Origin of the sequence: Streptomyces sp. NPDC087859, assembly GCF_044742595.1 — a bacterium.
Lineage (GTDB): Bacteria > Actinomycetota > Actinomycetes > Streptomycetales > Streptomycetaceae > Streptomyces > Streptomyces canus_F.
Genome location: NZ_JBIUUU010000011.1, coordinates 290,057 through 311,928, shown reverse-complemented (window position 1 = coordinate 311,928; position 21,872 = coordinate 290,057). Strand labels below are relative to the sequence as shown.

Here is a 21,872-nt window from a genome sequence, read left to right as displayed (position 1 = left end):
AACTGCCCGGCGGCTCCTTTCGTACGGTCGTTCTGTGGATCACCCGCCGTGCGGCGTGCCGCCGATTTTTCCGGATGCCCCGTTTTCATCCGGCCCGCGCGGTGGACAATTAGGGGCATGAGCCAGCAGGGGGGAAGGCCCACCGGTCACGAGGACGACTGGTGGGGTCAGCTGTACGACGACACCGAGGACGCGGGCCCGGCCGCCGCGCCCGACTCGCTGGACGACAGGTTCGCCTCGGCGGCGGGGACCGTGAACACGGGCACGGGGGTTCCGGCGCCCAGGGCGGGCGAGGAGGACACCCCGCCGACGAGGTCCCGGGCTCCCTGGGAACCGACGCAGGCGCCCACCGGCCCGCCGGGCTTCGCGACGGGCGGCGATCCGCCGAGGCCCGCGAGCGGCCCGCCCGCACAGCCGCCCGACACCGCATCCGCCGGGCCCGCGGACCGTCGTGCCGCCGCGACGGCTCCCGGCCCCAGGCCGGGCGGCGCCCCGCAGGCGCGCGCGGGCGAGACCCACCCGCCCGCGGAAACACCGGCCGACGCGCCACCCCCGCCCACGGAAACGCCCCCCGAACCACCCCCCACCCACACCCCCACCCGGGTCGACCTCCCCACGCTCCCTCCCGGCCCCCAGGACTTCGTGGGCTCCGGCCCGCCCACCTACGACGCCGAACCCACCGCCCTCCCGCCCGCGGACCCCGACGACCTGGACGACCTGGTCGCCGACACCGTCCTCGACGGCGCCCACTACGGCTCCTGCACCCTGCGCGCCGCCTCCGTGCGGGGCGACTCCGCCCGCTTCCGGGGCGAACCCCGCCGCGACTCCCTCCTCACCGCCCGCTTCGGCACCGGAGACCACGCCCTGGTCCTCGTCGCGATGGCCACCGGCGCCCGCGCGACCCCCGGCGCCCACCGGGCCGCCGCCGAGGCCTGCCACTGGATCGGCAGGGCCGTCGGCCGCAGCCACGCACGCCTCGCCGAGGACCTCCGCGCCGGCCGCCGCGGCGACCTGAAGTCGGGGCTGCACCGTCTCACCGACCGCAGCCTCGGCAAACTCCGCGCCAGCGCCACCGAGCAGGGCATCGACCCGGAGGAGTACTCCGCCACCCTGCGCTGCCTTCTCCTGCCGGCCGACACGGGCTGCCGCACCCGCGTCTTCTTCGGCGTCGGCGAGGGCGGACTGTTCCGCCTCCGGGACGGCGAGTGGCAGGACATCGAGCCGCGCGTCCTGGACGTCACGGGCGAACCGGTGGTCGGTTTCGGCTCGCTGCCCGCCGAGACCCCCGAGGGCGACCGCCTCACCATGGACCTCGGCATCCCCACCCCGCCGAGCCCGTACGAGGCCGCCCCCGAGCCGCCCCGCGAACCCTTCCGCTTCCGCGCCTCGGTAGCCCGCCCGGGTGACACGCTCCTGATGTGCAGCGGCGGCCTCGCGGAGCCCCTGCGCGGCGAACCGGAGCTGTGCGAGTACCTCACGGGCCGCTGGTCGGGCCCCACCCCACCGGGCCTGGCCGCCTTCCTCGCGGACACCCAGGTGCGGGTCAAGGGCTACGCGGACGACCGTACGGCCGCCGCCGTGTGGGAGGCGTGACGGCGGGGGTTGTGGATTGATGGACCCATGGCCAAGCAGAACGTCGCCGAACAGTTCGTCGACATCCTCGTCCGCGCCGGTGTGCAGCGCCTCTACGGCGTGGTCGGCGACAGTCTCAACCCGGTCGTCGACGCGGTGCGCCGCAACGCCGCCATCGACTGGGTGCACGTCCGGCACGAGGAGACCGCCGCGTTCGCCGCGGGCGCCGAGGCGCAGATCACCGGGAAGCTGACCGCCTGCGCGGGCTCCTGCGGTCCCGGCAACCTGCACCTCATCAACGGCCTGTACGACGCCCACCGCTCCATGGCCCCGGTCCTGGCCCTCGCCTCGCACATCCCCTCCAGCGAGATCGGGCTCGGCTATTTCCAGGAGACCCACCCCGACCAGCTGTTCCGCGAGTGCAGCCACTACAGCGAACTCATCTCCCACCCGAAGCAGATGCCGAGGCTGCTCCAGACCGCGATCCAGCACGCGGTCGGCCGCTCCGGCGTCAGTGTCGTCTCGCTCCCCGGCGACATCGCCGACGACCCCGCCCCGGACAAGCCGCTGGAGACCGCCCTCGTCACCTCCCGGCCCACCGTCCGCCCCGGCGACACCGAGATCGACCGGCTCGTCGAGATGATCGACGCGGCCGACAAGGTCACCCTGTTCTGCGGCAGCGGCACCGCGGGCGCGCACGCCGAGGTCATGGAATTCGCGGAGAAGATCAAGTCCCCGGTGGGGCACGCGCTGCGGGGCAAGGAGCACATCCAGTACGACAACCCGTACGACGTCGGGATGAGCGGACTGCTCGGCTACGGCGCCGCCTACGAGGCCACCCACGAGTGCGATCTGCTGATCCTGCTCGGCACCGACTTCCCGTACAACGCGTTCCTCCCCGACGACGTGAAGATCGCCCAAGTCGACGTCCGGCCCGAGCACTTGGGCCGCCGTTCCAAGCTGGACCTGGCCGTGTGGGGCGATGTGAAGGAGACCCTGCGCTGTCTCACCCCACGGGTGCGGGCCAAGCAGAACCGCAAGTTCCTCGACAAGATGCTCAAGAAGCATGCCGACGCGCTGGAGGGCGTCGTCAAGGCGTACACCCGCAAGGTCGACAAGCACGTCCCGATCCACCCCGAGTACGTCGCCTCCGTGCTCGACGAACTCGCCGACGACGACGCCGTGTTCACCGTCGACACCGGCATGTGCAACGTCTGGGCCGCCCGCTACATCTCACCCAACGGCCGCCGCCGTGTCATCGGCTCCTTCTCCCACGGCTCGATGGCCAACGCGCTGCCGATGGCGATCGGCGCCCAGTTCACCGACCGTAGGCGGCAGGTCGTCTCGATGTCCGGTGACGGCGGATTCAGCATGCTGATGGGCGACTTCCTGACCCTGGTGCAGTACGACCTGCCCGTGAAGGTCGTCCTCTTCAACAACTCCTCGCTGGGCATGGTCGAGTTGGAGATGCTGGTCGCGGGCCTGCCCTCCTACGGCACCACCAACAAGAACCCCGACTTCGCCGCGGTGGCCCGCGCCTGCGGTGCCCACGGTGTCCGGGTGGAGAAGCCCAAACAGCTGGCCGGCGCCCTCAAGGACGCCTTCAGACACAAGGGACCCGCCCTCGTCGACGTCGTCACCGACCCCAACGCCCTGTCCATCCCGCCGAAGATCAGCACCGAGATGGTGACCGGGTTCGCCCTGTCCGCCTCGAAGATCGTGCTCGACGGCGGCGTGGGGCGGATGCTGCAGATGGCGCGGTCCAACCTGCGCAACGTGCCGCGGCCCTAACCCTCCGACGCCCACCTGCGGTTGGACCAGTCGTACGAGTACTGCGGGAGCCTCTTGTCGCCCGTCGTGCGGAACGGGCTGCCGTTGTCGGTGATCCGGACGGTGCCGGTGCGGCCCTGGGAGGACCAGTCCAGTTCCAGGTACCAGCTGCAGTCGCAGGTCACCGTCCGCGCGGTCACCAGCAGGATCTCCGGATCCTCGGCCGAGACGCGGTAGGGCATCCGGATCGCGGGGATCTCGTTCTCGCCGTCGGAACCGGCCTCCGAGTGGGCGACCGGGCGGTCCGCGTCGAGGTCGACGGAGAACTGACGCGGGGTGAGGGCGCCGCCGCAGCCGTTGTCCATGGCATAGGAGTTGCCCTCGGCCGGGGCCGCGCGCCCGACGACCCGGACCCGGAGCGCCTCGAGCACCACGGCCGTGGAGCTGCGCCCCTGCACGGAGATCTGCACCATGGTCTCGCCGCCGTGCAGCGCGCCCAGGGTCGACGCCCAGACGGGGGCGTCCTGCGCGGTCGGGGGCGGCGGGACCTTGGCCGTCGGCTTGTCGATGACGTAGTGATGACCGCAGCCCGCGTTCCAGACATGGGAGTTGACGGTCCAGGTGAGGGGCACGGCGGCGCCCGGGGCGGCACCGCCGGTGGGGCTGCCGGGGCCCTTGCCGGACGGGGCGGGGGTCTGCCCGCCGGTGCCGGAGGAGGGGGACGGGGAGGTCCGGTGCGGGGACGGCGAGGGGCTCGCCGACTTCTTCGACGCGGTGGGATCCGGTGACCTGGGAGCGGCCGACGTGGTGACGGCGGGGTCGGAGGGGCGTACGGCGTCGGCGGACGAGGAACGCTCGTTCGACAGGGCGGACAGGCCGGCGAGGGTGGCGGCGGACGCGACGGCGACCGCCGTGGTCGCCAGGATCCGACGACGGCGGTACCAGGGGAGTGGGGCGGGAGGGGCGCCCAGGTTCGTGACCGTCTCGCCCTCCGGCACCGGCTCCGGCTCGTCTTCCGGCTGCCTTTCCGGCACCGACTCGGGCCCGGCCTCGGGCTCGGCTTCAGGAGCGGGCCCGGGCTCCGCCACCGGTGTCCGCGGCCGCTGCCGTGCCGCCACCGCCGGTAACCACAGCCGGTGCAGCTCCAGCCGCTCCTCCGGCGTCGCCCCGCACAACGCGGCGAAGCGCTCCACGGGCGCGAAGTCGAGAGGGACCGCGTCACCCGCGCAGTAGCGGTGCAGCGTCGAGGTGTTCATGTGCAGACGCCGGGCCAGCTGGCCGTAACTGCGGTCCGTACGTTCCTTCAGCCGCGTGAGCAGCGCCGCGAATTCCGCGACCTCGTCCACGCCGTCCCGCTCTGACAACGTTCCCCCTGTGTCTCCCGGACCGGTGAGCCCATCCCAGGCACCTCATATACCTGCACGTCAGACGGGCTGGGATGGTTCCACCGTGGTGGATCGGGCGCCGGCTGTTGCGCAGGCCGACTGTGACGGCTGATGCTCTTGGTGTCGCACCGACCGGGCCGGACCGACCATCCGCCGTCGGCGGCATTCCACATCCAAGCACTCACTCGTACACGGGGGACCACCCATGCCCAAGCGCACCCGAGCCGGCGCCCTGTTCGCCGTCGCCGTCACGGGCCTCGCCCTCGGCGCGACGCTCGCCGCACCGGCGGACGCCGCACCGCAGACCACGCCGAAATTCCTGTCGGCGGCCGAACTGCCGCCGCACCCCTCGTCCTCCTGGAAGGCGGGCAAGGTCACCGACGGCGTCCCGGACGAACTGCTGAGCTGTCTGAGGGAGACGATGCCCGGCTACGACTCCCGGTACCGCTCGTTCACCACGGAACTGGAGACCAACGCCCAGCAGCTCACGATCGTCGTCGGCACCACCGCCAAGGCCAAGGCACTCGCCGACCGCCTGAACAAGGACATGCGCGACTGCGCCACGCGCATCGAGCAGGCCGACCCGGAGATCGAGGCCACGTACAAGAACTACGGCACGCTGCCGGTGGAGGAGGGCGCCCGCGTCCACGGTCTGCACACCGAGGCCTCCTGGGGCGCCACCGACATCCACCTGCTGTCGGTCGGCCGGGACGGGCGGACCGTCACCGTCGTGCAGTGGGGGCAGATGGGCGACTTCGACAACGCACCCGTGAAGGCGTTCAAGAAGACGACCACCACGGCGGTCAACAAGCTCTACTGAGCCCGCCCGTCATGTGAGACCAACCGAAGAAGCGGAGCCGCCCTCCTGCGACGGGGGTACGGGAGGGCGGCTCCAGCTGCGTGAAATCCGGTACGGAAGCGGTGAATTCAGGCCAGATTCGACGGCGGGCAGAAGCTCGCCCCGTTCTGGCGTCCAGGACCAGCCGTCCCATCTCTGCCCCGGGTACGGCCGGATCGGGAGACCGGGGTAGACGGTGCGGCCGATGCCGGTGGTCAGCGTGTCGCCCCGGGGTGTAGGCCCGAAGCCGTCCCGGAGTACCGGGTCGGCCGCTCACCGCGGGGCAGATGCACCGGCGAGCCTCCGCTCCCGGGCACCGGACGGTTCCGCCGGTGCACGCCGTCGAAGGCGACGCCGGGGACGCCGTACAGGGGAGAGGCCAGGTCGGCGGGTGCCGTGGCGGCAGTCCGGGGCACCAACCGGAATCCGCGGATCGACCAGGGGTTTCCCCGCGCTCCGGCGCCGGCCGGTCGGGACGCCGTACGAGCAGCACATGCCACCCGCCGAAACCGGCGGCACGCGCCCGCCCGCCGACCGTCCCGCACGAGCTGCCCCAGAGCGCACCCCGGCCCCAGCCGTCCCGGGCGCCGGCCGCCCCCGTGCCGGGCTCCGATGCGCCCGGCACGGACGGTCCACCCTTGCTCCGGTAAGCCTCAACCATGGCCGAACACCTGGTCGTTGATGATTCGACATGACTGGCGCGTGCCCGACGGGGCATGGATCCCGTGAACGTGTTCGAGCAGGAGGGGAACCGACATCGGCACGCGGGCGGGGGTCATGAAAAGGCAGGCGCGAGGAGGCGGTCCCATGGCGATCGGGGCCTTCTCGGCACAGACAGTGGAGGACGTGACCGCGGGCGCCGGGGTTCAGGCGCAGGCGTCTCAGCTCAGGCGCAGACTCGGGAAGGCGGACCTGCGGGCGGTGCCCGAAGTCCGCAGAGCACTCCGGGAGTTGTTACGGCAATGGGGGAGGCCGGGGCGATCGGAGATAGCGGAACTGCTCACCAGTGAGCTCGTGACCAACGCGCTCATCCACACCGATCACGACGCGGTCCTCACGGCCACCGTCGCACCCGGTGGACTCAGGGTCGAGGTACGGGACTTCGTGGCCCGCCGGCCCAGCCTGCGCGTACCGAACGCCGACGACGGTACGCACGGCCGGGGCCTGGTCCTCGTCCAGTCCCTCGCGGACGCGTGGGGCGTGCGGGCACACGGGGTGGGCAAGGCGGTGTGGTTCGAACTGGACGCCGGGACCGCATGACGCCGGTGTCCCATGACGAACGGGAGGGGGGTACGGCCGTGAAGCCGTACCCCCCTCCCGTGATGCCCGAAGGCCTAGCCGAACTGCTGCTCGAGGTCCTTGAGCTTGCGCTCCAGGGAGTCGAGGCGGGGCAGGGCCATGGTGTCGTCCTCGGCGGTGAGGTCGACGGTGATGGGGTCAGTACCCTTGCGGACGGGCTGCAGGGACGGCCGTGAGCGTACGGGCAGTTGCTCCGGCGACGATATGGCAGGCTCCGCGGAGACCACGTCGGAGCCCCGCTCCAGAGCCTGGGCCTCGCCCGGCCGGCCGCCACCGCGGCCGATGAATCCGCGGTGACCGCGGCTGATGGCCTTGAGCTGGGCGCGCTCCATGCGCTCCTTGTCGCGGCGGCGCAGTCGGGCGGTCTCCTTCTGGCGCTTGTCCTCGCGGACCTCGTCGACCGCCTCGTCCAGGCTGCGCACGTTCTCCAGCAGCATCAGCGACCAGGCCCTGTAGGTCTCGCGAGGCGCCCGCAGCCAGCGGACGATGCGGATCTGCGGCAGCGGACGCGGTACCAGACCCTGCTCGCGCAGCGCGGCCCGGCGGGTCTGCTTCAGCGCCCGGTCGAAGAGGACGGCCGCCGAGAGGGACATGCCGGCGAAGAAGTGCGGGGCACCCGCGTGGCTGAGGCCCCGGGGCGCGTGCACCCAGTTGAACCAGGCCGCGGCACCCGCGAACGTCCACACGAGTATCCGGGAGCCGAGGGCCGCGTCACCGTGGCTGGCCTCGCGCACCGCGAGAACGGAGCAGAACATCGCCGCGCCGTCCAGGCCGAACGGCACCAGGTACTGCCAGCCGTTGTCCAGGCCCAGGTTCTGCTCACCGAAGCCGACCAGGCCCTTGAAGGAGAGCGCGGCCGCGACGGCGGCGCAGCAGAAGAGGAGTACATAGGAGGCCGTTCCGTATATGGCTTCCTTGCGCCTGCGGCGCTCCTCGCTGCGCTCCCAGGAATCCTCGATCTTCGCGTGCTCCCCGGCGGACCGTTTGCCGCGCGCCAGCACCGCTACCGCTGCCAGCATGCCCAGGAGCAGTACGGCGCCCGGAAGCAACCAGTTCAGCGATATGTCGGTCAGTCTCATCTGGGGTCCCTTGCATTGGGATAGGGCGTGTAACGCCCGCCATAGTGGCCCAATCCCACTGGCCCTCAGGGGGTTTCGGGGCAAGAGGCCGCCAAGGAGGTGCAAGGGAATGCCCAGGGCGGCGTTCTGCTCGAACTGCCGCGTGAGGGGCGGGAGTTGAGTTCGAATAAGACTACCCGTACGGGTGGTTCCACGGAAAGTTCCTGCGCCAAGTGAGGAAATTGTGAATCGCCTGTAACCGAGGGGCAGCCCTGTTCGCGGATGATCTTACGGGACGTCCGCTCCCCCTTGCGCCTGAGGGTCCCTCAACTGGCGGCTTCGGCGAGGAGTTTGACGACACGGTCGGCGTCGCAGGTGCGCGGGCAGGTGGCGCAGGTGTCCTCGGGATCCAGTGTGTAGTACATGCAGCAGCTGGCCCGGTCCCGGGTGGGCAGCGCCTCGCCGCGCGGTCCCGTCAGCTGCCGGAAGGCCGCCGCGCCGACGTACGGCTTCGTCGAGCCCGGCAGCAGCAGCTCCAGCTCCCGCCGGGCCCGCGCCTGCTCGCTCTCGCCGAGCAGCTGGGCGACGTACCAGAGCCCCTCGACGATCTCGTCGGTCACCATGCCCCACAGCGCCCGCCCGCGCCGCCGCATCCGCGGCCCGAACCCGCCGAGCACGGGTTCCAGGTGCTCGGCTATCGCGTCCCGCACCTCGGCCCGCAGCGCCTCCTCGTCGGGGACGACGCGGGCACCCGGCAGTGCGGCGGCGGGATCGCCGGGCAGGCAGGCGAAGGCGCCGGTCCGCACGGCGAAGGCCATCGGCCCCTCGGTCCGGTCGTACGAGACATGCGTCACGGGGAAGCGCGGCACCCGGCGCTGCAAGAACCACGGTGCGGTGATCAGCAGACAGGCGGGCCAGGCGTACCGGTGCAGCCCGAAGCTCGCTATGACGTCCGGGCGGCCGCTGCGCCCGTGGTCCCGCAGCACCTGTGCGTCGTCCCATGCCAGAAAGGCGTCGAGGCCGGCCCCGCCCTCCGCGAGCGAGGCGGCCGTGACCCAGCCGCCGCCCCGAGGGGCCTGGTCCGCACGGTCCAGCTCCGCGACGGTGAATCCCGGGAAAGCCTCGGTCAGACGGTTGTAGGCGTCAGTGAGGGCCGAGGTGCGCACGGTCATGCGGGGTCCACCGATCCAAGACAGTTGTACGACTGTTTTGAAGGTAAGCCTAACCTTACCCAAGATCGTCGGGATTTGAACCAGGGGCTTCTGCGCCTAAGGTGCTTGACGGACGAGTAACAACCCGCCGTAATGACCCCAAGTACCGACACATCCGGAGGAGGACCCGTGAAGCCGAGCGCGCAGGGCCCCACCGGGACGGGAGTTCCACCGGCGGTGCGGGTACCGCAGCAGCTCACGGCGGCGCGGGGTGAGCACACGCACGGCGAGCGGCCCCGACCCGAGCCGGCCGTACCTCCGGTCGCTGTGGCGCGACCGCGCCCCGAAGGCTGCGTGCCCGAGCCCCGTACCGAGCGCACGCGCACCGACGACGCCGTCGCCCCTCAGGTCCGTGCCGACCGGCCCCCCGCCGAGCCGCCCGTCCGTCACGTCGTGCAGCGGGCCTCCGTGCGCGGGCAGATCCTCGACGCCCTGCGGACCGCGCTGGTCTCCGGTGAGCTGAGGCCGGGTGAGGTCTACTCGGCGCCCGTCCTCGGTGACCGCTTCGGCGTGTCCGCGACGCCGGTCCGTGAGGCCATGCAGCAGCTCGCGCTGGAGGGTGCCGTCGAGGTCGTGCCCAACCGCGGGTTCCGGGTCGTGGAGCGGGGGGCGCGGGAGCTCGGTGAACTGGCCGAGGTGCGTGCGCTGATCGAGGTGCCGGTGATGCTGCGGCTGGCGCGGACCGTGGCGGTCGAGCGGTGGGCCGAGTTGCGGCCGCTCGCCGAGGCGACGGTGCGGGCCGCGTCGACCGGCAGCCGGGCGGCGTACGCCGAGTCCGACCGCGCCTTCCATCGCGCGGTCCTCGCCCTCGCCGGCAACGACCAGCTCGTCCAGATCGCCGACGACCTCCACCGTCGCGCCCAGTGGCCGCTCGTCGGCGCCCCCGCCTCCCGCGGCCGCGCGGATCTCGTGGCGGACGCGGCGGAACACACCGCGCTGCTGGACGCGTTGATCGCCGGGGACGTGGACGTGGTGCGGGTGCTGGTGCGCGAACACTTCACGGGCGCGAGCTGAGGCGGTTCCTCGCCCCCGCCGCCCTTACCCGTCCCATCCCTGGGGGCTGCGCCCCCAGACCCCCGCTGTCGGCCCTGAACGGGCCTCGTCCTCAAACGCCGGACGGGCTGGGTTTCTCAGCCCGTCCGGCGTTTGAGGAGCGGGGGCGAGAAACGCCTCAGGCCGTGGCCGCCGGTGGGGGTGCCAACTGCTGGGACAGCCACGTCGGTACACCGCCCAGCAGGCGGAACAGCCGTCGAGCCTCCTCCCGCAACCGCGAGGCCTCCGGCTCGACTTCCGCGTCCGCCAGGGACGCCAGCGCCGGGGCCGTACCGACGAGGTACCCCAACTCCTCACGGATCCGCAGGGATTCGGCGAAGCCGTGCCGCGCCTCGGCCAACTCGCCGTCCCGCAGGGCGAGTCCGGCGAGATGGCGCCACGTGAAGGAAAGCAGCAGCGGATCGGCATGGGCCACCGCACCCGCATGCGCCCGCCGATACGCGGCCCGCGCCGACTGCGGCGACCGCGCCAGGTTCTCCGCCACCAACCCCCGCCGGAAGTCCAGCAACGCCCGCCCCACCGCCCCCGGAGGGATCAGCGCCGCCGCCCGCCCCAGCGCCGCCCGCGCCTCGTCGGCCCGGTCCCGCACCCCGTGCAGCGTGGCCGCATACGCAAGATGCCCGCGTTCACAAGCGGCCGCTCCCCGCTCCTCGTCGGTGTGCGCCAGCGCCTCCGCGATCCGCAGCGCGTCCTCGGCCTCCTGCCACCCCTGTTCGGTGTAGAGACATCGCTCGACCAGCAAGGACGCCCGTTGCAGCGCGAACCCCGCCTCCACCGGCTGGATCAGCGCGGCCGCGTCGACCCAGCAGGCGCGTGAGCGCAGCCGCCATACCGCGGTCTGGAGTGGATCGTCAGGGGTCGTTCCGTTACCAGACATGGCGGTATACGCCACCTCGCCCTCCCCGGCACACCATTGAGCTGTTGAGTGGTGGCCGCATCTCAGCACGAATTCCGTGGCCCGGCCAAGAGGGTGGGTGAAGGATTTCACAAAGTCGTGGGTTCCCTGGCCCCGCCAGGTTTCAGCTCATCCGCAGTGCCAGGAAGAAATCCAGCTTGTCCTCCAGCCTCGACAGGTCACGACTCGTCAACTGCTCGATTCGCCCCACCCGGTAGCGCAGCGTGTTGACGTGCAGGTGGAGACGGGTCGCGCAACGCGTCCACGAACCGTCGCAGTCGAGGAAGGCCTCGAGGGTCGGGATCAGTTCCGCGCGGTGGCGGCGGTCGTAGTCGCGCAGCGGGTCCAGCAGCCGCGCGGTGAAGGCTCTGCGGACGTCGTCCGGCACGAAGGGGAGCAGCAGGACGTGCGAGGCCAGTTCCTGGTGGCCCGCCGCGCACACCCGGCCCGGCCGCGCCGCCGCCACCCGCCGGGCGTGCCGCGCCTCCTCCAGCGCGCCCCGCAGCCCCTCCGCCGAGTGCACGGCCGCGCTGACGCCCAGGGTGACCCGGCCGTCGTCGTCCAGACCGGCGGCGAGGGGGTCCCGTACGGACTCCAGGAGCACGTCGGCGAGGATCCCCGCCTCCGAGCCGTCGTGCTCGGTCGACACGGCCGGCAGCGGGACGAGCGCGATGGCCTCGTCACCCGTGTGGGCCACGGCGATGCGGTCGGAGTGCTCGGGCCCGGCGGACAGCGGGTCGACCAGGATCTCCTCGAGCAGCGACTGGGCGACCGCGCCGCTCTCGATGTCGCCGCCGTCCCACTCGACGCGGGCCACGACGACCTGCCAGTGCGGGGCCGCCCCGAGCCCGGGCAGCAGCACCGGCGCGGCGACCCTGAGGCGCGCGGCGATCTCGGCGGGCGCGGCACCCGTCTGGACCAGCTCCAGGACCTCCTGGGCCAGCCGGCGGCGGACCGTACGCGCCGCGTCCCTGCGGTCCCGTTCGACCGAGATCAGCTGGGTGACGCCCTGGAGCAGGTCCAGGCGCTCCTCGGGCCAGTCCCCGGCGTCCGCCTCGACGGCCAGCAGCCAGTCCGACAGGACCGTCTCGCGCACATCCCGCGAGGCCTGCGGGGAACGGCCGCTGCTGCGGACCGGGAAGAGCGAGTACGTCGTCGAGCCGAGCGGCAGCCGGTGCGGTCCGCGGCGGCCGGTGCGGGCGGCCGCCAGGTGCTCCGCGGCGAGCTTCGCGCAGATGTCGGCGGGCAGCGCCGGGCCCGTGGTCTTCGAGCCCGCGATCAGCCGCCCGGTCGGCGAGAGCACCCACGCCCGCAGGTCCAGGTCCGAGCCCAGCAGGTCCAGGACCACGTCCGGGCCGCCGCCCGCCGGACCCGAGGTCATCATCCGGCGGTGCCGGTCCACGACCGCCGCGAGATCCCCGGCGCGCTCGCCCGACACCTGCCGTACGACATGCTCGGTGATCGTCGCGAACGCCACCGACTCGTGCACCGCGAACAGCGGGAGCCGGTTGCGGGCACAGGCCAGCACGAGGTCGTCCGGCACAGCGCCCAGCTCGGCCTCACCGGCGGCCAGCGCGGCCACCCCGGCCTGCACCAGGATCCGTACGAACGCCTCGGAGTCCTCGGCGTCCCGGCGCCAGGCCAGGCCCGTCAGGACCAGCTCCCCGCCCGAGAGATAGCGGCTCGGGTCACGGAGGTCGGTGGTCATCACACCCCGCACGGTGCGATCCAGCTCGTCCTCGCCGCCGAGCAGCCGCAGGCCCAGCGCGTCGGTGTCCAGCAGTGCGCGCAGCCGCATTCTCGTCGCCGCCGATCTTTGTCTCGAAATCTACGATGAACTTTGAGGGTCTTGTGGTGACGAAGGCCCGCCAGGTGGGCCGAGGGGCACGCCTCCCGGCCTTCCGGGCTGTGTCCCAGGTCACGCCCACTGTGTCGCGCGTTTCCACAGGAAAACATGGAGGTTACTGAGGCCCTCCGTTCATACGAATCTACAAGATGCCTGCCCCGACCAGCCAACTCCTTCAGAGTTTCCGTGACTGACCCCGTCGGAGCACACCGCTGTGTACTGAGCCCACTCCGCGTAAACAGCACATGAACGAGCCGGTCCCGCCGCACACGGTTTGGCTCGATCCGTACGACCCACGAGACGCAGAAGAGAGCCGGTCATGGACTTCCTTCGCCCCGCCAGCTGGGAGGAGGCGCTCGCCGCCAAGGCTGAGCACCCCACCGCTGTGCCCATTGCGGGCGGCACCGATGTGATGGTCGAGATCAACTTCGACCACCGGCGGCCCGAGTACCTGCTCGACCTGAACCGGATCACCGACCTCACCGAGTGGGAGGTCGGCGAGGAGAGTGTCCGGCTGGGTGCCTCCGTCCCGTACACCGCGATCATGGAGAACCTGCGCGGAGAGCTCCCGGGCCTGGCGCTCGCCTCGCACACGGTCGCCTCCCCGCAGATCCGCAACCGCGGCGGCGTCGGCGGCAACCTCGGCACCGCCTCCCCGGCCGGCGACGCCCACCCCGCCCTCCTCGCGGCCGGCGCCGAGGTCGAGGTCGAGTCGGTGCGCGGCTCGCGCCTGATCCCGATCGACGCGTTCTACACCGGCGTGAAGCGCAACGCGCTCGCCGCCGACGAGCTGATCCGCGCGGTCCACATCAAGAAGGCCGACGGCCCGCAGCAGTACTCGAAGGTCGGCACCCGCAACGCCATGGTCATCGCCGTGTGCGCCTTCGGCCTCGCGCTGCACCCCGAGACCCGAACCGTCCGCACCGGCATCGGCTCGGCGGCGCCCACCCCCGTCCGGGCCAAGGCCGCCGAGGAGTTCCTGAACGCGGCACTCGCGGAGGGCGGCTTCTGGGACAACGGAAAGATCATCACCCCGTCGGTCGCCAAGCAGTTCGCGGACCTGTGCTCCGGCGCCTGCAACCCGATCGACGACGTCCGGGGCACGGCGAGCTACCGCCGCCACGCGGTCGGCATCATGGCCCGCCGCACGCTGACCTGGGCCTGGGAGTCGTACCGCGGCACCGCCGCCCGCACGGAGGGAGTCGCGTAATGCGCGTCAATTTCACGGTCAACGGCCGTCCGCAGGAAGCCGACGACGTCTGGGAGGGCGAGAGCCTGCTCTACGTCCTGCGCGAGCGCCTGGGCCTGCCCGGCTCCAAGAACGCCTGCGAGCAGGGCGAGTGCGGCTCCTGCACGGTCCGTCTGGACGGCGTGCCGGTGTGCTCGTGTCTGGTCGCCGCCGGTCAGGTCGAGGGCCGCGAGGTCGTCACCGTCGAGGGCCTGGCGGACTTCGCCAAGCAGCGCGCCGAGCACGGCGGTTGCGCGAGCGGTGCCTGCGGTACGTCGGGTACGTCCGTTCAGGAGGCTCAGCAGTGGGCCGCCAAGGGCCAGGACTCGCAGACCGGCGAGGGCACCGAACTCTCCCCGATCCAGCAGGCGTTCATCGACGCCGGCGCCGTCCAGTGCGGCTTCTGCACCCCGGGTCTGCTGGTCGCCGCCGACGAGATGCTCGAGCGCAACCCCAACCCGACCGACGCCGACATCCGCGAGGCGCTGTCGGGCAACCTGTGCCGCTGCACCGGCTACGAGAAGATCATGGACGCGGTCCGCCTCGCGGCCGCCCGGCAGGGAGAGGCGGTCTGACCATGCCTGTGAAACCCACCAGCGGCGCGCCCACCAAGATCACCCAGGGTTCGCAGACCAAGGGCGGCATCGGCGAGTCCACGCTCCGCCCGGACGGCACCCTCAAGGTCACCGGCGAGTTCGCGTACTCGTCCGACATGTGGCACGAGGACATGCTCTGGGGCCAGATCCTGCGCTCCACCGTCGCGCACGCCGAGATCGTGTCGATCGACACGAGCGAGGCCCTCGCGACGGCGGGCGTCTACGCCGTCATGACGTACGACGACCTGCCCACGGACGTGCGCAACTACGGCCTGGAGATCCAGGACACCCCGGTGCTCGCGCACGGCAAGGTCCGCCACCACGGCGAGCCGGTCGCGATCGTCGCCGCCGACCACCCGGAGACCGCGCGCCGCGCGGCCGCCAAGATCAAGGTCGAGTACCGCGAACTGCCCGTCATCACCGACGAGGCCTCCGCGACCGCCCCGGACGCGATCCTCGTCCACGAGGGCCGCGACGACCACCACATCGGCCATGTCCCGCACCCGAACATCGTGCACCGCCAGCCGATCCTCCGCGGCGACGCCGCGGCGGCCGCCGAGCGCGCCGACTTCGTCGTCAGGGGCGAGTACACCTTCGGCATGCAGGACCAGGCCTTCCTCGGCCCCGAGTCGGGTCTCGCGGTGCCGGACGAGGACGGCGGCGTCCACCTCTACATCGCCACCCAGTGGCTGCACAGCGACCTCAAGCAGATCGCCCCGGTCCTCGGCCTGCCCGAGAGCAAGGTCCGGATGACGCTCTCCGGCGTCGGCGGAGCCTTCGGCGGCCGCGAGGACCTCTCGATGCAGATCCACGCCTGTCTGCTGGCGATGCGGACCGGCAAGCCGGTCAAGATCGTCTACAACCGCTTCGAGTCCTTCTTCGGCCACGTCCACCGCCACCCGGCCAAGCTCACCTACGAGCACGGGGCGACGAAGGACGGCAAGCTCACCCACGTGAAGTGCCGCATCGTGCTGGACGGCGGCGCCTACGCCTCCGCCTCCCCGGCGGTCGTCGGCAACGCCTCCTCGCTGTCGATCGGCCCGTACGTGGTCGACGACGTCGACATCGAGGCCATCGCCCTCTACTCCAACAACCCGCCCTGCGGCGCCATGCGCGGCTTCGGCGCGGTCCAGGCGTGCTTCGCCTACGAGGCGCAGATGGACAAGCTGGCCGACGCGGTCGGCATGGACCGGGTGGAGTTCCGTCAGCTCAACGCGATGGAGCAGGGCACGATCATGCCGACCGGCCAGCCGGTCGACTCGCCCGCCCCGGTCGCCGAACTCCTGCGCCGCGTCAAGGCGATGCCGATGCCGCCGGAGCAGCAGTGGCTCGCGGCCGGCGAGGCCGCCGACGTACGCCAGCTGCCGGGCGGCCTGTCCAACACCACGCACGGCGAAGGCGTCGTCCGCGGTGTCGGCTACGCGGTCGGCATCAAGAACGTCGGCTTCTCCGAGGGCTTCGACGACTACTCCACCGCCAAGGTGCGCATGGAGGTCATCGCCGGCGAGCCGGTCGCGACCGTGCACACCGCGATGGCGGAGGTCGGCCAGGGCGGTGTCACCGTCCACGCGCAGATCGCCCGCACCGAGCTGGGGGTCACGCAGGTGACCATCCACCCGGCCGACACCCAGGTGGGCAGCGCCGGTTCGACGTCCGCCTCGCGTCAGACGTACGTCACCGGCGGCGCCGTCAAGAACTCCTGCGAGCTGGTCCGGGAGAAGGTCCTGGAGATCGGGCGCCGCAAGTTCGGCTCCTACCACCCCGCCTGGGCCACCGCCGAGCTGCTCCTGGAGGGCGGCAAGGTCGTCACCGACGGCGGCGAGGTCCTCGCGGACCTGGTCGACGTCCTCGAAGGCGAGAGCGTCGAGGTCGAGGCGGAGTGGCGGCACCGTCCCACCGAGGCCTTCGACCTGCGCACCGGACAGGGCTTCGGCCACGTCCAGTACTCCTTCGCCGCACACCGTGCCGTTGTCGAGGTCGACACCGAGCTCGGCCTGGTCAAGGTGATCGAGCTGGCCTGCGCCCAGGACGTCGGCAAGGCGCTCAACCCGCAGTCGGTCGTCGGCCAGATCCAGGGCGGCACGCTCCAGGGCATGGGCATCGCCGTCATGGAGGAGATCGTCGTCGACCCCAAGACCGCGAAGGTCAGGAACCCCTCCTTCACGGACTACCTCCTCCCCACCATCCTCGACACGCCGAGCATCCCCGTCGACGTGCTCGAACTCGCCGACGACCACGCCCCCTACGGGCTCCGTGGCGTCGGCGAGGCCCCCACCCTGTCGTCCACCCCGGCCGTCCTCGCGGCGATCCGGAACGCGACCGGGCTGGAGCTCGACCGCACGCCGGTACGTCCCGAACACCTCACGGGAACGGCGTAGCCAAGCTCTCCGGGCGGCGCGCGGGAACGTCACACTTCACCGCGCCGCCCGGAGCACCAGGTCCCGCACCGCTCGCGGCACCTGAAGCATGTCCCAGTACCAGATCTGATCGTTCGTCTCGGGCCGTCCCCCGGGTCGTGCGGCCGAAGCACCTTCCCAAATCCCGTAGCCGCAGCAGCGGTTGGTACGGGTGCCCCTGTGAACCTTGGGAGTAGGCCCACATGACCCAGCAGTCACTGGAGCCGAAGACCGTCGCCGACGACGCGGGAGAAGGCACCCGCGTCCCGGCCGGACGGTCCTGGCTCGACCGGTACTTTCACATATCCAGGCGGGGATCCACGGTCGCGCGCGAGGTGCGCGGCGGTACGACCACCTTCATGGCGATGGCGTACATCCTGCTGCTCAACCCCCTGATCCTGTCCGGAAAGGACGCGGCCGGGGACACGCTCGCCCAGAAGGCCCTCATCACCGCGACCGCGTTCGCGGCGGCCTTCTCCACGCTGCTGATGGGCTTCTTCGGCAAGGTGCCGCTCGCCCTCGCCGCCGGTCTCTCCGTCTCCGGCGTCCTGGCCTCCCAGGTCGCCCCCGCGATGACCTGGCCGCAGGCCATGGGCATGTGCGTGATGTACGGCGTGGTCATCATGCTGCTGGTCGTCACCGGCCTCCGCGAGATGATCATGAACGCGATCCCGCTGGCCCTCAAGCACGCGATCACCATGGGCATCGGCCTCTTCGTCGCCCTGATCGGCTTCTACAAGGCCGGCTTCGTGCACCAGGGCGAGGCGACCCCGGTGACGCTCGGCCCGGCGGGTGAACTCGCTGGCTGGCCGGTGCTGTTGTTCGCGGTGACGCTGCTCGCGATCTTCATGCTCCAGGCGCGCGGTGTCCCCGGCGCGATCCTGCTCGGCATCGTCGGCGGCACCGTCCTGGCCGTGGTGCTCAACGCCCTCGACGTCATCGACCCCGGGCAGTGGGCGAGCGGTGCTCCCGAACTCCACGGCAGCGCGGTCTCGATGCCGGACTTCTCGATCTTCGGCAACGTCGAGTTCGGCGGCTGGGGCGAGGTCGGCGCGATGACGGTCGGCATGATCGTCTTCACGCTCGTCCTGGCCGGCTTCTTCGACGCGATGGCCACCATCATCGGCGTCGGCACGGAGGCCGAGCTGGCCGACGAGCAGGGCCGGATGCCGGGTCTGTCGAAGGCGCTCTTCATCGACGGTGCCGGCGGCGCGATCGGCGGCGTCGCGGGTGCCTCGGGCCAGACGGTGTTCGTGGAGTCGGCGACGGGCGTGGGCGAGGGAGCCCGTACGGGCCTCTCCTCGGTCGTCACCGGTCTGTTCTTCGCGGCCTGTCTGTTCTTCACCCCGCTGACGGCGATCGTGCCGGGCGAGGTCGCGGCGGCGGCCCTGGTGGTCATCGGCGCGATGATGATGATGAACGCACGCCACGTCGACTGGGCGGACCGCGCGACGGCGATCCCGGTCTTCCTGACCGTCGTCATCATGCCGTTCACGTACTCGATCACGGCGGGCGTCGCCGCGGGCGTCATCTCGTACGTCGCGATCAAGGTCGCCCAGGGCAAGGCGCGGGAGATCGGTGCCTTCATGTGGGTCCTGACAGTGATCTTCTTCGTCTATTTCGCCCTCAGTCCCATTGAGAGCTGGATGGGCGTGCACTAGCCGCCCTCTCGCATACGACCGCTGTTGTGAAGGAGACCGAGAGATGCTGGACATCGCCGAAGAGCTGCACCGGTGGGTCGAGCAGGGACGCGACTTCGCCGTGGCCACCGTGGTGGCCGTCGGCGGCAGCGCCCCTCGCCAGCCCGGCGCCGCCCTCGCGGTCGACGCCGACGGCACGGCGATCGGCTCGGTCTCCGGCGGTTGTGTGGAGGGCGCGGTGTACGAGCTGTGCCAACAGGCGCTTCAGGACGGCGAGACGGTCCTGGAGCGCTTCGGCTACAGCGACGACGACGCCTTCGCGGTCGGTCTGACCTGCGGCGGCGTCATCGACATCCTGGTCACGCCGGTACGGGCGGGAGACCCTGTCCGTCCGGTGGTGACGGCGGCTCTGGCCGCGGCCTCGTCGGGCGGGGCGGCCGCGCTGGCCCGGATCGTGTCGGGCCCGTCGGACCTGATGGGCCGCGTGCTGCTGGTCCGCCCGGACGGCTCGTACGACGGCGGCTACGGCGGCCACCCGGAACTGGACCGCACGGTGGCGGCCGAGGCCGGCGCCTTCCTGGACGCCGGCCGCACGGGCACCCTGGAGATCGGCGAACAGGGCTCCCGCTGCGGGGCCCCGCTGACGGTCCTGGTCGAGTCCTCGGTCCCGGCGCCCCGGATGATCGTCTTCGGTGCGATCGACTTCGCGTCGGCGCTGGTGCGGGTCGGGAAGTTCCTGGGCTACCACGTCACGGTGTGCGACGCGCGACCGGTCTTCGCGACGGCGGCCCGCTTCCCGGACGCGGACGAGATCGTCGTCGAGTGGCCCCACAAGTACCTGAAGCGCACGGAGGTCGACGCCCGCACGGTCCTGTGCGTCCTCACCCATGACGCGAAGTTCGACATACCCCTGCTGCAACTGGCGCTCCGTCTGCCGGTCGCCTACGTCGGCGCGATGGGCTCCCGCCGCACCCACCTGGACCGCAATGAGCGGCTGCGCGAAGTCGGCGTGACCGACATGGAGTTGGCCCGACTGCGGTCGCCCATCGGCCTGGACCTCGGCGCCCGCACACCGGAGGAGACGGCCCTGTCGATCGGGGCGGAGATCGTCGCCAACCGGCGTGGGGGGAGCGGGGTCTCACTGACGGGGGCGCATACGCCGATCCACCATGACGCGACGTCGGTGGGGGTGGGGCGGATCGGGTCGGTGGCCTGAACGAGCGGGTTTCGCCCCCGCCGCCCCTACCCGTCCCGTCCCTGGGGGCTGCGCCCCCAGACCCCGCTTCGGCCCTGAAGGGGCCTCGTCCAGCGGGGGTTCAGGGGGCGGAGCCCCCTGGGAGCGGGGTCGAAGGGGCGGCAGCCCCTGGAGGATGGGAACGGGTAGGGGCGGCGGGGGCGAACACCACCTCGGGTGCCCACCGTCACCCCCGCCTCAACAGTCGATTCACCGCCCGCCCGAACACATACCCGGCCACCCGCCGCACCACCGGATCCATCACCCCGGGCAGAAACCGGAACCCCAGCTCCTCCCGCCACACCACCCGACTGCGCCCGCCCGGCCCGGGACCGACCTCGATCTCGGCCCAGCCGGTCACCACACGGCCCCGTTTCTCCAGTCGGCACAGCCCGCCCGCGCCGGCCACCGGCGGCCGCCACACCGTGACCTCCATGCGGTCGTCGAAGGTGAACGGACCGATCCCTGAGCGGGCCACGAAAACGGTGCCCGCACTCGTCGGCCCCCCGGTCTCCACCGTGACGCGGGTCAGCGGGACCACTTCGCCATGGCGGGGCCACAGCGTGAGGCGGCGCCAGGCCTCGTCGGGCGGAAGCGGTGCCGTGCGTTCGAGGAGGAAGTTGACCACGCGACGATCTTAGGGAACCCGGCCGGCTCAGCAGCGTATTCATACCCGGCTCACATACTTGGCCCCCTCGGCGGTCGTCGTACATGCGTACCCCCGGCGAACACGCTCCGCACCATGGACCGCAACCCCTACGATTCCGACCATGGGTGGGCATTCCGCCCGCCCCAGGGGGAGTTGGTCACCATGCCACTGAAGGCCTACGGCGTACTGATCACACGGGCGGTCGACACCCGGCGCGAGGGCGCCGTCGACACCCCGCACTACCAGATCCATCTGACCGACGATCAGGACGTCCACTACCGCGCCGCCGTCAACGTGCTGTCCCAGGAGCGTCCCTCGGAGCTGCTCTACCTCGTCGACGAGGACTTCCGGCACCCGGTCACGGCTCGGCTCGCGGGACTCGGCAGCGGGTGGAACAGCCTCCCGCCCGGCCCCGGCGGCCCCAACCTCGACTTCGTGCGGGGCAACCTCTTCGACCCGGCGAAGATGCGCACCCTGCCCCCGGACGCCCCCGGCGCCGACGACGACCTGGCCGACATCCTCGATCACTACGTACGGCGTGCCGTCGCGGACCCGGACGCCCGGCTGTACGTCTTCGGCGAGCGCTTCGGTCCCGAACCCCGGGTCAAGGACAAGGTGTTCGGCTTCCTGCCCGGCAACGGCATCCACGACATCCACATGAACCAGGGCAACAGCCGGAAGTTCCGTGGCGACGACGGTGTCTGGCAGGACGGCGGAATCCTCATCCACTTCCCCGGCCAGGACCGCTGGGTGGGGATCTTCCTCGCCTTCCAGAGCCAGGCCTGGCACACGGACGACGGCACCGGCCACGCCCTGGAGGACGTCGAGGGCGACCGGCCCGAGCCGGACAGCCTGCCCGTCCGGATCGTCGCGGCGCTCGTCAACCCGCGCGGCCCCGCGCCCGAGGCGGAGACGGTCACCCTGCTCAACGCCTCGGCCGACCCCGTCGACCTCACCGGCTGGCGCATCGGCGACCGGCTGGGCCAGAAGTCCCCGGTGCCGAGCGGTCCGCTCGCTCCCGGCATCTGCCTCGTCGTCCCGCTCGGCGCGAACGGCGCCCAACTCGGCAACCACGGCGGCGAGATCACCCTCCTCGACGCCAAGGGACTCAAGGCGCACGGCGTTTCGTACACCGAGGAGCAGGCGGCACGGGGAGGGTGGTCCGTCGTCTTCTGACGGGTTGCACGGGATGTACGGCTCAC

General features: G+C 71.6%; 17 protein-coding genes. 11 read left to right on the top strand and 6 right to left on the bottom strand.

The window, feature by feature from the left end:
• Positions 1 to 117: 117 nt before the first annotated feature.
• Together ACIOHP_RS27965 and ACIOHP_RS27960 are read left to right on the top strand one after the other, a co-directional pair.
• Positions 118 to 1,593, top strand: a complete 1,476-nt coding sequence (locus ACIOHP_RS27965; protein ID WP_361541681.1) for a protein phosphatase 2C domain-containing protein — start codon at positions 118 to 120, stop codon at positions 1,591 to 1,593.
• 27 nt (positions 1,594 to 1,620) lie between these two features.
• Entirely contained in the window at positions 1,621 to 3,363 is a 1,743-nt protein-coding gene (locus ACIOHP_RS27960; RefSeq protein ID WP_401891778.1) for a pyruvate dehydrogenase, read from the top strand.
• On the opposite strand, the gene ACIOHP_RS27955 is transcribed toward ACIOHP_RS27960, so the two are convergent.
• Entirely contained in the window at positions 3,360 to 4,706 is a 1,347-nt protein-coding gene (locus ACIOHP_RS27955; RefSeq protein ID WP_401891777.1) for a helix-turn-helix domain-containing protein, read from the bottom strand. The genes ACIOHP_RS27960 and ACIOHP_RS27955 overlap by 4 nt on opposite strands.
• A gap of 226 nt (positions 4,707 to 4,932) precedes the next feature.
• Here ACIOHP_RS27955 and ACIOHP_RS27950 point away from each other — a divergent pair, with 226 nt between their 5' ends.
• On the top strand, positions 4,933 to 5,547 hold the full coding sequence (locus tag ACIOHP_RS27950; RefSeq protein ID WP_361482075.1) for a hypothetical protein: 615 nt from the start codon (positions 4,933 to 4,935) through the stop codon (positions 5,545 to 5,547).
• A gap of 825 nt (positions 5,548 to 6,372) precedes the next feature.
• On the top strand, positions 6,373 to 6,825 hold the full coding sequence (locus ACIOHP_RS27945) for an ATP-binding protein (RefSeq protein WP_361541671.1): 453 nt from the start codon (positions 6,373 to 6,375) through the stop codon (positions 6,823 to 6,825).
• Between the two features lie 74 nt (positions 6,826 to 6,899).
• Here the strand turns inward: ACIOHP_RS27945 and ACIOHP_RS27940 are convergent, their stop codons facing one another.
• Together ACIOHP_RS27940 and ACIOHP_RS27935 are read right to left on the bottom strand one after the other, a co-directional pair.
• Entirely contained in the window at positions 6,900 to 7,943 is a 1,044-nt protein-coding gene (locus tag ACIOHP_RS27940; RefSeq protein ID WP_361482069.1) for a DUF2637 domain-containing protein, read from the bottom strand.
• Between the two features lie 305 nt (positions 7,944 to 8,248).
• Complete coding sequence (locus tag ACIOHP_RS27935) at positions 8,249 to 9,094, bottom strand: (2Fe-2S)-binding protein (protein WP_401891775.1); 846 nt, start codon at positions 9,092 to 9,094, stop codon at positions 8,249 to 8,251.
• 132 nt (positions 9,095 to 9,226) lie between these two features.
• Between ACIOHP_RS27935 and ACIOHP_RS27930 the strand changes: the two genes are divergently transcribed.
• Positions 9,227 to 10,147: an FCD domain-containing protein gene (locus ACIOHP_RS27930; RefSeq protein WP_401891773.1), complete on the top strand. Its 921-nt coding sequence runs from the start codon at positions 9,227 to 9,229 to the stop codon at positions 10,145 to 10,147.
• Between the two features lie 157 nt (positions 10,148 to 10,304).
• Here ACIOHP_RS27930 and ACIOHP_RS27925 read toward each other — a convergent pair whose 3' ends face one another.
• Positions 10,305 to 11,078 carry a hypothetical protein gene (locus tag ACIOHP_RS27925; RefSeq protein ID WP_361541662.1) on the bottom strand — a complete coding sequence of 258 codons (774 nt, stop codon included), beginning with the start codon at positions 11,076 to 11,078 and terminating at the stop codon, positions 10,305 to 10,307.
• A gap of 127 nt (positions 11,079 to 11,205) precedes the next feature.
• Positions 11,206 to 12,879 (bottom strand): PucR family transcriptional regulator, encoded by a 1,674-nt coding sequence (locus ACIOHP_RS27920; protein ID WP_401891771.1) that lies wholly within the window; start codon positions 12,877 to 12,879, stop codon positions 11,206 to 11,208.
• 367 nt (positions 12,880 to 13,246) lie between these two features.
• Here ACIOHP_RS27920 and ACIOHP_RS27915 point away from each other — a divergent pair, with 367 nt between their 5' ends.
• The 5 genes from ACIOHP_RS27915 (at position 13,247) to ACIOHP_RS27895 (ending at position 20,003) form a co-directional block, all read left to right on the top strand.
• The gene (locus tag ACIOHP_RS27915) at positions 13,247 to 14,137 is read left to right on the top strand and encodes an FAD binding domain-containing protein (protein WP_327720163.1); all 891 of its coding nucleotides are present in this window, start codon (positions 13,247 to 13,249) and stop codon (positions 14,135 to 14,137) included.
• Positions 14,137 to 14,730, top strand: a complete 594-nt coding sequence (locus ACIOHP_RS27910; RefSeq protein WP_361482053.1) for a (2Fe-2S)-binding protein — start codon at positions 14,137 to 14,139, stop codon at positions 14,728 to 14,730. Before ACIOHP_RS27915 ends, ACIOHP_RS27910 begins: the two co-directional genes overlap by 1 nt.
• A gap of 2 nt (positions 14,731 to 14,732) precedes the next feature.
• Positions 14,733 to 17,129, top strand: coding sequence for a xanthine dehydrogenase family protein molybdopterin-binding subunit (locus tag ACIOHP_RS27905; RefSeq protein WP_401891769.1), 2,397 nt, complete (start codon positions 14,733 to 14,735; stop codon positions 17,127 to 17,129).
• Between the two features lie 221 nt (positions 17,130 to 17,350).
• A complete protein-coding gene (locus tag ACIOHP_RS27900) occupies positions 17,351 to 18,808 on the top strand; it encodes an NCS2 family permease (protein ID WP_401891767.1) in 1,458 nt (485 codons plus the stop codon).
• Between the two features lie 43 nt (positions 18,809 to 18,851).
• Positions 18,852 to 20,003, top strand: coding sequence for an XdhC family protein (locus ACIOHP_RS27895; protein WP_401891766.1), 1,152 nt, complete (start codon positions 18,852 to 18,854; stop codon positions 20,001 to 20,003).
• A gap of 205 nt (positions 20,004 to 20,208) precedes the next feature.
• Here ACIOHP_RS27895 and ACIOHP_RS27890 read toward each other — a convergent pair whose 3' ends face one another.
• Entirely contained in the window at positions 20,209 to 20,649 is a 441-nt protein-coding gene (locus ACIOHP_RS27890) for an SRPBCC family protein (RefSeq protein WP_401891765.1), read from the bottom strand.
• A gap of 183 nt (positions 20,650 to 20,832) precedes the next feature.
• Here ACIOHP_RS27890 and ACIOHP_RS27885 point away from each other — a divergent pair, with 183 nt between their 5' ends.
• Positions 20,833 to 21,846, top strand: a complete 1,014-nt coding sequence (locus ACIOHP_RS27885; RefSeq protein ID WP_401891764.1) for a DUF2278 family protein — start codon at positions 20,833 to 20,835, stop codon at positions 21,844 to 21,846.
• Positions 21,847 to 21,872: the final 26 nt, after the last annotated feature.

Coding starts and splice junctions, on each gene's coding strand:
- ACIOHP_RS27965 (WP_361541681.1), top strand. CDS start 118: ATGAGCCAGCAGGGGGGAAGGCCCACCGGTCACGAGGACGACTGGTGG.
- ACIOHP_RS27960 (WP_401891778.1), top strand. CDS start 1,621: ATGGCCAAGCAGAACGTCGCCGAACAGTTCGTCGACATCCTCGTCCGC.
- ACIOHP_RS27950 (WP_361482075.1), top strand. CDS start 4,933: ATGCCCAAGCGCACCCGAGCCGGCGCCCTGTTCGCCGTCGCCGTCACG.
- ACIOHP_RS27945 (WP_361541671.1), top strand. CDS start 6,373: ATGGCGATCGGGGCCTTCTCGGCACAGACAGTGGAGGACGTGACCGCG.
- ACIOHP_RS27940 (WP_361482069.1), bottom strand. CDS start 7,943: ATGAGACTGACCGACATATCGCTGAACTGGTTGCTTCCGGGCGCCGTA.
- ACIOHP_RS27935 (WP_401891775.1), bottom strand. CDS start 9,094: ATGACCGTGCGCACCTCGGCCCTCACTGACGCCTACAACCGTCTGACC.
- ACIOHP_RS27930 (WP_401891773.1), top strand. CDS start 9,227: ATGACCCCAAGTACCGACACATCCGGAGGAGGACCCGTGAAGCCGAGC.
- ACIOHP_RS27920 (WP_401891771.1), bottom strand. CDS start 12,879: ATGCGGCTGCGCGCACTGCTGGACACCGACGCGCTGGGCCTGCGGCTG.
- ACIOHP_RS27915 (WP_327720163.1), top strand. CDS start 13,247: ATGGACTTCCTTCGCCCCGCCAGCTGGGAGGAGGCGCTCGCCGCCAAG.
- ACIOHP_RS27910 (WP_361482053.1), top strand. CDS start 14,137: ATGCGCGTCAATTTCACGGTCAACGGCCGTCCGCAGGAAGCCGACGAC.
- ACIOHP_RS27905 (WP_401891769.1), top strand. CDS start 14,733: ATGCCTGTGAAACCCACCAGCGGCGCGCCCACCAAGATCACCCAGGGT.
- ACIOHP_RS27900 (WP_401891767.1), top strand. CDS start 17,351: ATGACCCAGCAGTCACTGGAGCCGAAGACCGTCGCCGACGACGCGGGA.
- ACIOHP_RS27895 (WP_401891766.1), top strand. CDS start 18,852: ATGCTGGACATCGCCGAAGAGCTGCACCGGTGGGTCGAGCAGGGACGC.
- ACIOHP_RS27885 (WP_401891764.1), top strand. CDS start 20,833: ATGCCACTGAAGGCCTACGGCGTACTGATCACACGGGCGGTCGACACC.